This is a genomic window from Paenibacillus roseus, assembly GCF_016424485.1.
GTDB classification, from domain to species: Bacteria; Bacillota; Bacilli; order Paenibacillales; family Paenibacillaceae; genus Paenibacillus_D; species Paenibacillus_D roseus.
In genome coordinates this window covers 731,543-745,097 of the sequence record NZ_JAELUP010000103.1, presented here as the reverse complement: position 1 = coordinate 745,097, position 13,555 = coordinate 731,543, and the positions used below count along the sequence as shown (strand labels likewise).

The following is a 13,555-nucleotide window of genomic DNA, read 5'->3' as shown; positions in this document are numbered from 1 at the left end:
CCCTTTAAAGGCGCAAAGCAGTATGCAAAGGCAGCATTTCGTCATTCTGACGTTAAAAATTCGTAGCTTTATCTTATCATTTCTTTCTTCATTGTTCTAAGATATAATATCTATAACGTTGATAGGTTTAAACTATTGCCAAAAATCCTATAAAGTTTATTAACTTATATAAATCCTTCTATTGTAAAGGAGACCTGCGCTATGGAGCTGCGCCAATTGCATTATGTCATACAAATTGCTGCGGAGAAGAACTTTTCCAGAGCAGCCGAGAAGCTTCACATCGCCCAGCCCTCTTTAAGCCAACAGTTATCCAAGCTGGAACAAGAAATCGGCGTCCTGCTGTTCAGACGGACGACGAATTCGGTCGATCTGACCCATGCGGGCGCTGCTTTTGTCGAAAAGGCGCAAGCCATTCTCGATGCCGTCGACCAGCTCAAGCAGGAGATGGACGATTTGGCCCACATGCGCAAAGGCCGCCTTGTCGTAGGCAGCCTCCCGATTACCGGCGCCCATATACTGCCGCTCGTGCTGCCGGTTTTTCAATCCCTCTATCCGGAGATTGAAATTGTGCTTGTTGAGGACAGTTCATCCAGACTGGAGCAGCTTACGGCCAGCGGGCAAACCGATCTCAGTCTGTTGTCTCTGCCCTTGCAGGAACCTTCTCTTGCTTGGGAACCTCTCATAGAAGAAAAAATCTGCCTTGCCGTCCCTCCCCAGCATCGTCTCGCCCAAACTGGCGATGCCTGCGGCGGAGCAGGCGTCCGGATTGAAGACCTCCGCCATGAACCGTTCATCATTTTGAAAAAAGGCCAGGGCTTCCGTAAAATTACGCTCGATCTGTGCCAACAAGCCGGCTTCGAGCCTCGCATCGTGTTTGAAAGCACGAATATTGAGACTGTTCAGTCGCTTGCCGCTGCCGGGATGGGCATCGCCTTCGTGCCGATGATGGTCGCCCGTGCGGGCTGGAGCCAGCTTGCTCCCGCGTATTTGAAGCTTGCCGATCCTGCTCCGTCCAGAACGCTGGTGATTGCCAGCCGCAAGGGGCGTTATCTCTCCAAAGCGGCAGAAGCCTTCATCCAGACGATGAAGGCTACCGTCGACCAGCACGAGCAGGATACGCCTTGGCCCAAAAACGCTTCTGCTACTTAATAAAGCGGCGGCCTGCGGTCGTCAAAGATCGGAATGCGGGTGCGAACCTCGTCCACAAGCGAGACGTCAATTTGCGCCCGCACAATAGCCTCTTCTTCCCCAGCCTCGGCGATAATCTCACCCCACGGATCGATAATCATGGAATGTCCGAAAAAGTGCGTTGTTCCGCTTGTACCGACACGATTGCAGGCAATGACATAGATCTGATTTTCAATTGCCCGTGCCGTCAGCAGCGTACGCCAGTGATTCAGCCTGGGATGTGGCCACTCGGCGGGGACAAACAGTATTTTGGCTCCCCCAAGCGCCAGCTTCCGGGTCAATTCAGGAAATCGGATATCGTAGCAGATCATCAAGCCTGCCTGCGTGCCTTCAATGGTCAGCTCACCCAGTTTGTCGCCTGCTTGAAGATGCTTCTCCTCATCCATCAGCCGGAACAGATGGATCTTGGAATAATCCGCAGTCTTCTCGCCATCACGATTATATACATAAGCCGTATTATAGACGCCTTCACTTCTCTTCTCCGCGATCGAGCCGCCAATCAGATGCACCTGATGCTCTCGGCTGAACGCAGACAGCAATTCATCCGTCGCTTTCCCTTCTTCATCGGCAAGCTCATGAATCTGCTCCAGTGCATAGCCTGTGTTCCACATCTCTGGGAGCAGGATGACATCCGGCTTTACCTCGCCTGATACCGCTTCACGAAGCTTCACTTGCAGCCTTGCAAAATTGGCTTCCGTATCCCCTGCTTCAATGTGCATTTGAATTAGGGCCACTTCAAACTTGTCCTTGTTCAAAGCCTCTCCCACCAATCCTCATTATCAAATCTTATTCCTACATATTTAGCATAGCCTCTCATGGATCATTGTCAAGATGGGAACAGTAAAAAGGATGCTTTCAAAAGGAGATGAAAATGATGATGATCCAATTCCAAAAAGGGCTGCTTGCTTTTACCCTTGGTTTAATGTGTTTGCTGATGGTCTCTCCCGGTACAACTTCAGCTCATGGAACGCCAACGGCAAAGCCTGTTCAAGTCTTCGATATTCAGGCTGGCAAAGTCGTCAAAACGATAGAAAACGACCAGCAATTTCAACAGTATGCGACCGACTGGCTGGCTTCAGTGACCGGACTGTCTCCGCAGTTTACGCCGGAAAATAAATGCGGCTATGTATTCCGCATTCCGCTGGAACATCCCGTTACCATAAAAACGGGCGGCATTACAGTGAGTACGACGGATGTCTTCCTCTTCTACTGTCCGGATAAGCCCGCTTCACTACTCGTATTTGATGCCGGCCGCAAACCCTATATTCTCGCCTTCAAGCCGGATTTGAAGCCGTTCCTTCGCAAGGTAGGACTGCCTGCTGCTTAAGCAGGCATATTTTTTTCCGCCTTCCTTTTAAAGCTCGACACCCGTGCATAAATCTGGTACATTTAAAATCAATATTTTTGCACGATGTGGAGTGTTAAAAATGACCATTAATCCTACTATTCAAATAGGTGAGCCAGCCGAACGGATGAAAAATCTGCCGAAGCAGTTTTTCGCCTCCCTGGTTCAAAAAGCAAACGCCCAGGCAGCCAAAGGCAAAGACGTCATCAATCTCGGTCAAGGCAATCCCGACCGCCCCACGCCTCCTCATATTGTAGAGGCGCTGCAAAGCGCGGCAGCGAACCCGTTGTATCACCGTTACAGCCCGTTTAGGGGCTATGCTTTCCTCAAAGAAGCGGTTGCGCAACGCTATAAGGAAGATTACGGGGTTAAGGTTGATCCTGAAACCGAGATTGCGATCTTGTTTGGCGGCAAAACAGGTCTTGTGGAAATCAGCCAATGTCTGTTGAACCCAGGCGATATCTGCCTTGTTCCTGACCCTGGATACCCGGACTATTGGTCTGGTATTGCCCTTGCAGGGGCATCAATGTCCTTTATGCCGCTTGCCGAGCAGAACGGATTTCTTCCCGATTACAGTGCCATTGACCCTGCTGTAGCTGATCGCTCCAAGCTGATGTTCATTAATTATCCGAATAATCCGACCGGTGCGGTTGCCGACAGTTCTTTTTATGAAGAGACGGTGCGCTTCGCCTCCAGGCACCAGATCGCGGTTGTCAGTGATTTTGCGTACGGCGCAATCGGCTTCGACGGAGAGAAGCCTGTCAGTTTCCTTCAGACGCCTGGCGCTAAGGAAGTCGGCTTTGAGATTTATACACTCTCCAAAACGTACAATATGGCGGGCTGGCGTGTCGGATTTGCGATCGGCAATGCCAAAATGATCGCTTCCATTAATCTGATACAGGATCATTATTATTGCAGCTTGTTCGGCGGTATTCAGGAAGCAGCAGCCGTGGCGCTCACCGGACCGCAGGACTGCGTGCATGAGTTGCGCTCCATATACGAGAGCAGACGGAATGCCGTTTATGCTGCGCTTGCCGAAATTGGCTGGAAGGCAGCCCGGCCCGGAGGCTCCTTCTTCTGCTGGCTGCCAGTGCCTGCTGGGACAACGTCATCGGAGTTTGCCGATCTGGTGCTCGAGCAGGCAGACGTCGTCGTTGCACCGGGCATTGGATTCGGGACGAATGGCGAAGGCTACGTCCGGCTCGGACTGCTGACCTCGGAGGAGCGTCTGGCCGAAGCTGTACGACGGATTGGAACGCTTGGCGTATTCAGGTAGAATCTTTACACGTTCCGCCAGTCGTGATATGCTTGTGAGAATAAGAATTGACATATGAAACGTTATGACGAGTCCCTTAAACTTGCCTTTCATTCGCGTCCAGAGAGCTGACTCCACAGGCTGGAAGAGTCAACCGTGAAGCATGTTTATCTCCTAGACTCCGAACGGCCGGTCCAAGCCGGACAGTATGCCCGCTGTTACCCGGGCAACAAGCTGGATGAACCTGCATGGCAGGCTTCATCAATTAAAGGTGGTACCGCGGAAGCAATGACTTTCGTCCTTTTTTGGACGGGGGTCTTTTTATGTTTCCGGGAAGTTTTGAGGCTGCACACAGGAGTGATCACATGGGAGAAAGAATAGTAGTCAAGATCGGAAGCAGCTCGCTTACCTCCGACCAGGGAGGTCTTAACCTTGAGCGTATCCGGTTCTTCGCAGATGAGCTGTCGGCTCTGCATCGGGCCGGTTATGAAGTGCTGCTTGTCACCTCCGGCGCTATCGCCGCAGGCTTTCGCAAAATCGGCTTTGAAAACCGGCCCAGGCTGGTGCATGAGAAGCAGGCGGCAGCTGCAGTCGGCCAAGCATTGCTGATGCAGGCCTATCAGGATATCTTCGGTCAAAATGGAATCGGCGTCGCACAAATTTTGCTGACTCGCTCGGATTTTTCCAACCGGAAACGAATTCATAACGCGCTGATGACATTGAATGAACTGTTATCCCGCAATGTTTTGCCCATAATTAATGAAAATGACACCGTTGCGACCGCCGAGATCAAGTTCGGCGACAACGATACTTTATCTGCTCTTGTGGCTAATCTGGTCAAAGCCAGACAACTGATTATCCTTACTGATATGGATGGATTATATAGCGCCGATCCGCGAACCAACCCGCAGGCAACACGAATCGAGCGGGTCGACCAGATCTCCGAAGATATTGAACGCATCGCTGGCGGCGCCGGCTCCAGCGTGGGAACCGGGGGCATGCGCTCCAAGATCGATGCAGCCCGAATCGCCATGCGCGGCGGTATTCCGGCATTTATAGGCCGGCTCCCGGGAGAGGGCGGTCTGCTCGACGCCGTCAATGGGAAGGGACACGGCACTTATTTTGATACAGCCGAACATAACTTGCCGATGAAGAAGCAATGGGTCGGCTTCCACTCCTCCCCGCAAGGGACCGTGACGATTGATGAAGGAGCCGAAGCTGCCATTCTGAACAAAGGCAAAAGCCTTCTCCCTGCTGGAATAACCCATAGTGAGGGCGAGTTCCATCCCGGCGATGTCATTGAAGTGAAAAATCACGAAGGCGTCACGATCGGACGCGGGGTTGTCAATTACGCTTACTGGCAAGTTCAAGCAGCAGCTGGCCTTAGCACGGACGAAGTGAGCAAACGCCTTGATGTATCCCGAATCGAAGTCATCCACCGCGATGAATGGGTCGCTTTTAAATAAAGCTAAATCGTTGTACAAGATATATTAAGGAGGATTCAATATGAGTGAAGTCAGACAAAAAGCCGCCAGTGCTAAACAAACCGCAGCTTTGATGAGTTCCCTGACAACCGCGCAAAAAAACGAGGCGCTGCTGTTAATGGCAGACGCACTCGTAACCGAACAGCAATCCATTATTCAAGCCAACCAGCTCGATCTGGACCGCGGGCGCGAGAATGGCACCAGCCTGTCTCTGCTCGACCGGATCAAGCTGACCGAGGACCGGATTGTCAGCATTGCCGAAGGACTGCGTCAAATTACGGAGCTCCCTGACCCTACAGGTACGGAATTGGAGAGCTTCGAGCGGCCAAACGGGCTGCGCATTCGCAAAATTCAGGTTCCGCTCGGCGTGATCGGCATTATTTATGAAGCCCGCCCGAATGTTACGGTAGATGCGGCCGGACTTTGCCTGAAGACAGGCAATGCTGTCGTGCTCCGCGGCGGCTCGGCGGCAATCAGCTCGAACAAGCGGATTATCGAAGTGCTTCACGAAGCCCTCTCCCGCTCCGCTCTGCCGGCAGACGCTCTGCAGCTGATCGAAGATACAGACCGCTCATCCGTCGATGAGATGCTGAAGCTGAACGGGCTGCTGGATGTGATTATTCCACGTGGCGGAGCTTCCCTCATCCGCAATGTCGTTGAGAATGCCACCGTACCGGTCATCGAGACCGGAGCCGGAATTTGCCATACTTATATTGACGAAAGCGCCCGGACACAGATGGCCAGCGATATCGTTTTTAATGCAAAAGTACAGCGGCCGTCCGTCTGCAACTCTATTGAAACGCTGCTTGTTCATGAAGCCTTTGCCAAGCGGCATCTGGCGGAAATCGCCGGACGTCTGAAAGAAGCGGGCGTGGAAATTCGCGGCTGTGAGACAACATTGAAGCTGCTTGGGTACGGAACGCCGGTTACAGAGGAAAACTTTGCGACCGAGTATAATGACTACATTATTAATGTGCGCGTCGTGCAAAAGCTGGATGAAGCGCTGGCCCATATTTCGAAATTCGGCACTATGCATTCGGAGTGCATTGTGACCGAGAATGAAGACCATGCTGCGCGTTTCCTGCAGCTCGTCGATGCGGCAGCCGTTTATCACAATGCTTCCACCCGCTTTACCGACGGCTTTGAGTTCGGCTATGGCGCGGAAATCGGAATCAGCACGCAAAAGCTGCACGCCCGTGGTCCAATGGGCTTGCCTGCGCTCACATCTACCAAATATCTCGTTATTGGCAACGGCCAAATTCGGGGATAATCGAAAGGAGATTTTTATATGTCAGCAAGCGAACCATCACTATCCGTTAATGCTGGAATCAGCAAGCTGAAGCTGACCTTCTTCGGCGCAGGGTCTATGGCTGAAGCCATCGCTCGCGGCCTGCTGGAGCGCGGGCTAACCTTGCCCGGCCAGATTTCGATGATCAACCGCCACAATCAGGACCGTCTGAAGGAACTTCATGACCGTTATCATGTCATTACTCCGTCTACGGAGGAAGCCAAGCAGCAGAGTCTTGAAGAAGCCGATATTATTTTTCTGGCGATGAAGCCAAAGGATGCCCAGGACGCATTGCTTCAACTGAAGCATTTTGTGCAGCCTCGCCAGCTTGTCGTTTCGCTTATCGCAGGTTTGTCGATCCGTACGATTGAACAACTGCTGGAGGCACGCATTCCAGTTGTCAGAACGATGCCGAACACCTCCAGCACGATCGGCCTTGGCGCAACCGGCATTTGCTACTCTGATTCCGTGGACGGGCAACTGCGCACATTGTCCGAGGAGATTTTCCAATCTGTTGGAATTACCGCTATCGTAGAGGAAGAGAAGCTTCTGGATGCCGTAACCGGCGTATCCGGTTCCGGGCCGGCCTACATCTACTACCTGATGGAAGCAATGATTGATGCCGGCAAGAAGCTCGGGCTCGATGACGAGTCAGCGCGTACACTGACCATTCAAACTGTGCTTGGCGCAGCGAATATGGTGAAGTCCACAGGCGAAGAACCGGCTGAGCTAAGACGCAAGGTCACATCCCCGAACGGTACAACACAGGCTGCGATTGAGCTGCTCAACAGTCATCATGTCTCAGAAGCAATCGGCAAAGCGATCTTCCGTTCTGCCGAGCGTGCTGCCGAGCTGGGAGCGATGATTGAAGGAGGAAGCAAGGGATGAGCAGTTACTGTGTAGCCACTTATCGCAGCTTCGATGACAAGGCCGATTTTCATAAAAAAGCGCAATCCATCGCTGTCGGGCTGACAGTGGGCAGCTGGACGGAGCTTCCGGAAGCGCAAAAAGCCGAGATGGAGAAGCATCTGGGCATTGTGAGAGAAGTAGCTGTACACGAATCCGATGTGCCAGGCGAACGATATGCCGATATTCGGATCGCCTACCCGGACCTTAATTTCAGTCGCGACATTCCGGCGCTTCTTGTTACTGTATTCGGCAAGCTGTCCATGGATGGAAAAATCAAGCTGCTCGATATCGATTTCAGCGAAGAGTTTCTGTCCGCATTCCCGGGGCCGAAATTTGGTCTTCAAGGTATACGGGATTTGCTAAGCGTGCATGACCGTCCGCTGCTGATGAGCATCTTCAAGTCTGTGGTCGGGCATGATCTGGACAATCTGCGCGAGCAGTTTTATAAACAGGCGCTGGGCGGCGTTGATTTGATCAAGGACGACGAAATTTTGTTTGAAAATCCGCTGACGCCCATCGAGAAACGGGTTGAAGTCTGTATGGATGCAGCACGCAGAGCCAGTGAGCAGACCGGGCAGAAGCTGCTGTATGCCGTCAACCTGACCGGTCCGACCTCGCAGCTCATCAGCCAGGCACGAAAGGCAATTAATGCCGGGGCCAACGCCCTGCTCTTTAACGTATTGTCTTACGGTTATGACGTGCTGCATGAGCTAAGCCGCAACCCGGATATTACCGTCCCGATTGCGGCTCACCCTGCACTGGCAGGCGCGTTATATCCTTCTCGGCATTACGGCATTGCCGCTCCGCTGCTGCTTGGCAAGCTAATGCGTGTAGCCGGCGCCGATTTATCGCTATTCCCTTCTCCCTATGGCTCGGTCGTAATGCCGAAGGAAGAAAATCTTGCGGTCAAGGAAGCGCTGCTGGACGCTGCCCTTCCGGTCAAGCCAACTTTGCCGGTACCGTCAGCGGGGATCCATCCCGGCATTGTGCCACTCATTTGGCAGGACTTCGGACTGGACGTCGTCGTCAATGCAGGGGGCGGCATACACGGTCACCCGATGGGAACGGTCGCAGGCGGACATGCTTTCCGACAAGCCATTGAAGCCGCTATGAATCATGTCCCACTGGAGGAAAAAGCGAAGCAGCATCCAGAACTGGAGCAAGCAATTGCACTTTGGGGGATCAGGAAATGAGTCAGTCCGTACCGCGTGAAAAAGTTGTGTTTTGTGATTTTGACGGCACGATTACCGAGAATGACAACATTATCGCGATTATCAAGCATTTTAACCCGGATGGCTGGGAGAAAATTGCTAATGATGTCATCACCGAGCGCAAATCCATTCGTCAAGGCGTGAGCGAGTTGTTTCGCCTCCTCCCAGCTGCCATGCAGAAAGAAGTGGTGGATTATGCAGTCACGAATGTCCGTATCCGCAGCGGCTTTCAAGAGCTGCTGAATTACTGCAAGCAGCAGCAAATATTGTTCTATGTCACTAGCGGCGGCATTGATTTCTTCATCTACCCGGTCCTCTCCGCCTTTGATATTCCTGAGGAGCGCATCTTCTGCAACGGCAGTGACTTTACGGGGGAAAGGGTTGAAATTACATGGCCGCATCCTTGTGACGATCAATGCAGCAATCATTGCGGCATGTGCAAACCGACAATTATGCGCCGTTTTGACCCAGCACAATACGAACGGATTATTATTGGGGACAGCGTCACTGATTTTGAAGGCGCAAAACTGGCAGATCTGGTATTCTCCAGATCGCATCTAACAGAAAAATGCAAGGAGCTGGGATTGCCGTATATCCCTTATGAGACGTTCCATGATGTGGTTGCCCATCTACAGCGGACATCCTCTCTCCTTGAAGAAAGGAATGACTGATCGATGACATTCCAGCAAATTGCAACAGAAGACAAGCAGAGGTCGCTTGCCGAGCTGAGAGACGTGAAAACACTGTTTGCCGCTCGCGGATGGTTTGCCGGAACAAGCGGCAACTTGTCCGTTCGGGTCGGGGATTATTCCCCAGAGCAATTTCATTTTGCGATTACAGCTAGCGGCAAAGACAAATCGCTGCAAACACCCGAGGATTTCCTGTTCGTAGACCAAAGCGGCAAGCCCTGTGAGAGCACCGGGCTCAAGCCCTCTGCCGAGACGCTCATTCATTGCGAGATTTACCGGCTAACCGGCTGCAGTGCGATATTCCATACACACAGTGTATTTAATAACGTCATTTCCGAATGGTTCTGGGAACGTAGATCCGTACCCGTTGATGGCGTGGAACTGATAAAGGCGTTTAATATTTGGGAGGAAGAGGCGCACATCGATATTCCGATTGTATCTAATTACGCGGACATCCCGCGCATCGTGCCTGAGATCACAGAGAGCCTGAATCCGCAAATCCCCGGAATTCTCCTGCGCAAGCACGGCATCTATGCCTGGGGAGCCAATGCCTTTGAAGCAAAGCGTCACTTGGAGGCGTTTGAGTTTCTGTTTGAATACGTGTATCGCTGGGAGTTGCTGAAGGGACGGGCTTGATCATTTTCAGGCAGAGGATTCTTTCGATCGCTGCTAATACCCGATCCCTTCGAACGCCTTCTTTAACCGGACTACCAAGATGCTGACCTCCTTTGGCTCGGTGAAGCGGTTAATGATTTCATTTACCTGCTGTTTTTGCGCGTCTGACAGCCCCTGGTTAGTTGCGATTCTAATCCAGGTTCGGAAGAGCCGGAATAAACTGATTGGGAGCTTCTCAAGCACTTGTGTCAGGCGCCCCAGCTCTTCCATGAATGCATGAACTTCCGTTTTGCGCTCCAGCAAAAATATAACGCCAATCAGGTTGGACAAGCCCTCAAGCTGTGTTTCATGATAGCCATGAACATCGGTCAGCAAATATTTATAATGCAGCAAATCAATGAATAAGCGTTTGCTGCCAAGCAAAGACTGATACGCAGCATGGTGCGTCAAATAAATTTCTTCTTCCTGCCCCTCCAATGAATAAACTCCCCCCTCCCTGTGAATCCATTTTATTGTAAATCAATAACAACCGATAAGTAAACAGTTTACTTATATGTTAAATTATTGATTTCCCATTTTAAAATATGCTTGACATGAGGAAAGTCGTAAATACACCGGTTCAACGAAATCTTTACGGACTGCGGTTCGCGGATGCGGCCAAGCCGAAAAAAAGCCGAGCCATCGGCTCAGCCTTTTCCAGTGCGATATTTTTGAGTATGAGTCCTGGCCTCATCCACATTCGTAATGCGATTACGGCCCCATTCCAGTAAAATCCGATCGATGTAGCGGAAATACAGCTTTCCGGCAAAAACCGCTTCTTTCAGCGCAAAACGAATCAAATCATCCGAGAACTTGTCCTCGTCCAGCCAACCGCTGATCATATCAAGCTCCATGGGTGAAAGCGGACGACCGAATTCCTGTTCGAATAATGTGTACAAATTGATCTCAGGTACAGGCGGTGATGCCTCGTTCTCCCGGTTTGGCGTGCTCTCCAGCGTGTCAGCACGGGAACGGCTCAGGTATAGCTCTACTGCCTGATCCATCCAACCGGACCAGTTGTACCGTTCCCACTGCATGCCGCTGACCGGGTCGCGATGCTCGTCGATCATCAGCATGCCTTCCTTCATCAGTCGGCGCAGCAGTTGGCCGATCTCCTGCGTGGTCTTCCCCATGCGCTGCCCAAGCTGCTCCGGCGTCGGAAAATCAACCCCTTCGGCCTGCTTGAAGCCCATCAGTTGGATCAGCAGCAACAGCTCAGTATCGGTCAGTCCCAGCTCATGATACGTTTGCAGCAAAAGAAGAGGGGTATATACCCCCCCCTCCTGCATAAATGAGGTCAGCCCTTCAATGCGATTCCTTTGTTTCTCAGTCAAGCTCTAACCTCCCTGGCGATTAAGCTTGCTTAGCTTGCTGCACAAGCGCGTACGTATCGCGTGCAATCAACAGTTCCTCATTCGTTGGCACAACAAGTACCTTAATCCGCGAATTCTCGGTCGAGATATAGCGGGCTTCCTTCGATCGCTTCTTGTTCAGTTCTTCATCCAATTCGATACCGAGGAAGGTTAATCCTTCACAGACGGAAGCGCGCAGACGATCGGAGTTCTCCCCTACACCGGCAGTGAAGATCAGCACATCCAGGCCGTTCATAGCGGCTGCGTATGCGCCGATGTATTTGCGCAGTCGATATACATACATATCGAATGCTAGCTGCGCATTTTTGTCCCCTTCATCCATACCCTGCACAATTTCCCGCATATCGCTGCTGATTCCGGAGATAGCCAGCAGCCCGGAGTGCTTGTTTAACATGGAGTTAACTTCACTGAGCGTAAGCTCCTCTTTGTTCATCGTAAAAGGTACGATCGCCGGATCAATGTCACCGCTGCGCGTACCCATCATCAGACCTTCAAGCGGCGTTAGTCCCATGCTTGTATCTACGGACTGGCCTTCTTTAATTGCTGTTACGCTCGCTCCGTTGCCAATATGGCAGGATACCATTTTCACTTCGGAGAGCGGCTTGCCGAGCAATTGGGCCGCCTGATCGCTCACATAATGATGCGAAGTGCCATGGAAACCATAGCGGCGGATTTTGTGGCGGCGATACAGCACCATCGGAATGGGATACAAATAAGCAGTTGGCGGCATCGTCTGGTGAAATGCGGTATCGAAGACGACAACCTGCTCCACATTCGGCAGATTCGCTTCAACAGCCGAAATTCCCATCATATGCGCCGGATTATGCAGCGGCGCAAGGTCGAACAGCCTGCGGATTTCCAGCTTTACCTCAGGCGTCACGATAACAGATTGTTTAAAGCTCTCTCCACCATGCACGACGCGGTGGCCGACAGCTTGAATTTCATTAATAGCGGACAATACGCCATGCTGGGGGTCGACCAAAATGTCGACAACCCGTTTTACGGCGGTCACATGATCCAGAATTTCGCTAACATCTCTAACTTCCTGTCTGCCCGGCACCTCATGCGTCAGAATCGAAGAATCCATTCCGATTCTCTCTACGCGTCCACTTGCCATGACAGTCTCTTCACGCATATCATACAGCTGATATTTTAGCGAGGAGCTTCCGGCATTGATTACGAGTACTTTCATATCCGTTCTCCGTTCTTGTTGTATTTGAAGAAGCCGATTCCTGTTTTCACCCCGAGATGACCTGCGCGAACCATTTTCTTCAATACAATGGACGGACGGTACTTTAACTCTCCATACTCTCTAAACATATTGTCCAGCGCTGCGACGACCGCATCCAGACCAAAGCGGTCGCACATTTCAAACGGTCCGTGCTGGAAAGAGTATCCGATGCGCATAGCGCTGTCGATATCCTCTGCTGACGCCACGCCCTCTTCGAGAACATGCAGCGCTTCGTTAATGTGGAGGCAAATCAGGCGAGTCGTAATGAATCCGGGCGATTCAAACACCATGACTCCTTTTTTATTAATGGTCTCCTCCAGAAAATGCTTTGTCTGCTCAAACGTCTGCTCGGACGTCTTCAAGCCGCGAACGATCTCAACCACATCAATTTTCGATACAGGATGAATAAAATGAAGGCCGATAACCCGCTCAGGGTATTTGGAAGCCCCGGCAAGCTCAGTTAGGCTGAGTGTAGACGTGTTGCTTGCGACAATGATGTCTGGGGAACAATGCAAATCCAGCTCACGAAGCACGTTGATTTTCTCAGTCAAATCTTCTGTTACTGTCTCAATTACAAGCTCGCATTCATTCAACTCGGCCAGACTGTCTGCCCTGTGAATTCTGTTCATAATCAGCTTCTTTTCGGCCTGTGTAAGCGCCCACTTCTCAATTTTCTTGTCCAGACTGTGATCAATCTTCGAAATCGCGTAATCCAGCTTCTCTGGCGTGCGTTCCGTGACGAATACGTCCAATCCTTTGAATGCAAGCATTTGGGCAATCCCTTGCCCCATCGTACCTAGTCCGACGACTCCTACCTTGCGTACTGGCATGTCAAAATCCCACCTAGCGTTATATTTAAACATTAGAGTGTTAATTCCACACAACTACACATCGCATACTCTGACGAAGCATGCGTTCCGTGGTGAAA

General features: G+C 51.4%; 14 protein-coding genes. 9 read left to right on the top strand and 5 right to left on the bottom strand.

What is annotated here, in order from left to right:
* Window positions 1–201: 201 nt before the first annotated feature.
* Window positions 202–1,149, top strand: a complete 948-nt coding sequence (locus JFN88_RS20475) for a LysR family transcriptional regulator (protein WP_199021118.1) — start codon at window positions 202–204, stop codon at window positions 1,147–1,149.
* Here the strand turns inward: JFN88_RS20475 and JFN88_RS20470 are convergent.
* A complete protein-coding gene (locus JFN88_RS20470) occupies window positions 1,146–1,943 on the bottom strand; it encodes a carbon-nitrogen family hydrolase (RefSeq protein ID WP_233168089.1) in 798 nt (265 codons plus the stop codon). The two genes, JFN88_RS20475 and JFN88_RS20470, sit on opposite strands and share 4 nt — an antisense overlap.
* Window positions 1,944–2,059: 116 nt before the next feature.
* Between JFN88_RS20470 and JFN88_RS20465 the strand changes: the two genes are divergently transcribed.
* From JFN88_RS20465 to mtnB, 8 genes are all read left to right on the top strand, one after another.
* Complete coding sequence (locus JFN88_RS20465; RefSeq protein ID WP_233168086.1) at window positions 2,060–2,515, top strand: hypothetical protein; 456 nt, start codon at window positions 2,060–2,062, stop codon at window positions 2,513–2,515.
* Between the two features lie 100 nt (window positions 2,516–2,615).
* The gene (locus tag JFN88_RS20460; protein ID WP_199021117.1) at window positions 2,616–3,809 is read left to right on the top strand and encodes a pyridoxal phosphate-dependent aminotransferase; all 1,194 of its coding nucleotides are present in this window, start codon (window positions 2,616–2,618) and stop codon (window positions 3,807–3,809) included.
* A 344-nt stretch (window positions 3,810–4,153) separates the two neighbouring features.
* Window positions 4,154–5,254 (top strand): glutamate 5-kinase, encoded by a 1,101-nt coding sequence (gene proB, locus JFN88_RS20455; RefSeq protein ID WP_199021116.1) that lies wholly within the window; start codon window positions 4,154–4,156, stop codon window positions 5,252–5,254.
* Between the two features lie 40 nt (window positions 5,255–5,294).
* Complete coding sequence (locus JFN88_RS20450; protein ID WP_199021115.1) at window positions 5,295–6,542, top strand: glutamate-5-semialdehyde dehydrogenase; 1,248 nt, start codon at window positions 5,295–5,297, stop codon at window positions 6,540–6,542.
* A gap of 18 nt (window positions 6,543–6,560) precedes the next feature.
* Window positions 6,561–7,448 (top strand): pyrroline-5-carboxylate reductase, encoded by an 888-nt coding sequence (gene proC / locus JFN88_RS20445; RefSeq protein WP_199021114.1) that lies wholly within the window; start codon window positions 6,561–6,563, stop codon window positions 7,446–7,448.
* Window positions 7,445–8,662 carry a 2,3-diketo-5-methylthiopentyl-1-phosphate enolase gene (locus JFN88_RS20440; RefSeq protein ID WP_199021113.1) on the top strand — a complete coding sequence of 406 codons (1,218 nt, stop codon included), beginning with the start codon at window positions 7,445–7,447 and terminating at the stop codon, window positions 8,660–8,662. Before proC ends, JFN88_RS20440 begins: the two co-directional genes overlap by 4 nt.
* Complete coding sequence (locus tag JFN88_RS20435; protein ID WP_199021112.1) at window positions 8,659–9,351, top strand: 2-hydroxy-3-keto-5-methylthiopentenyl-1-phosphate phosphatase; 693 nt, start codon at window positions 8,659–8,661, stop codon at window positions 9,349–9,351. The genes JFN88_RS20440 and JFN88_RS20435 overlap by 4 nt, the downstream gene beginning before the upstream one ends.
* A gap of 3 nt (window positions 9,352–9,354) precedes the next feature.
* Complete coding sequence (gene mtnB, locus JFN88_RS20430; protein ID WP_199021111.1) at window positions 9,355–10,005, top strand: methylthioribulose 1-phosphate dehydratase; 651 nt, start codon at window positions 9,355–9,357, stop codon at window positions 10,003–10,005.
* Window positions 10,006–10,038: 33 nt separating this feature from the next.
* On the opposite strand, the gene JFN88_RS20425 is transcribed toward mtnB, so the two are convergent.
* From JFN88_RS20425 to JFN88_RS20410, 4 genes are all read right to left on the bottom strand, one after another.
* Window positions 10,039–10,461: a hypothetical protein gene (locus JFN88_RS20425; protein ID WP_199021110.1), complete on the bottom strand. Its 423-nt coding sequence runs from the start codon at window positions 10,459–10,461 to the stop codon at window positions 10,039–10,041.
* A 209-nt stretch (window positions 10,462–10,670) separates the two neighbouring features.
* Complete coding sequence (locus tag JFN88_RS20420) at window positions 10,671–11,357, bottom strand: DnaD domain protein (protein WP_233168083.1); 687 nt, start codon at window positions 11,355–11,357, stop codon at window positions 10,671–10,673.
* Between the two features lie 19 nt (window positions 11,358–11,376).
* The gene (locus JFN88_RS20415; protein ID WP_199021109.1) at window positions 11,377–12,588 is read right to left on the bottom strand and encodes an acetate kinase; all 1,212 of its coding nucleotides are present in this window, start codon (window positions 12,586–12,588) and stop codon (window positions 11,377–11,379) included.
* Complete coding sequence (locus JFN88_RS20410) at window positions 12,585–13,457, bottom strand: 3-hydroxyacyl-CoA dehydrogenase family protein (RefSeq protein ID WP_199021108.1); 873 nt, start codon at window positions 13,455–13,457, stop codon at window positions 12,585–12,587. The genes JFN88_RS20415 and JFN88_RS20410 overlap by 4 nt, the downstream gene beginning before the upstream one ends.
* Window positions 13,458–13,555: the final 98 nt, after the last annotated feature.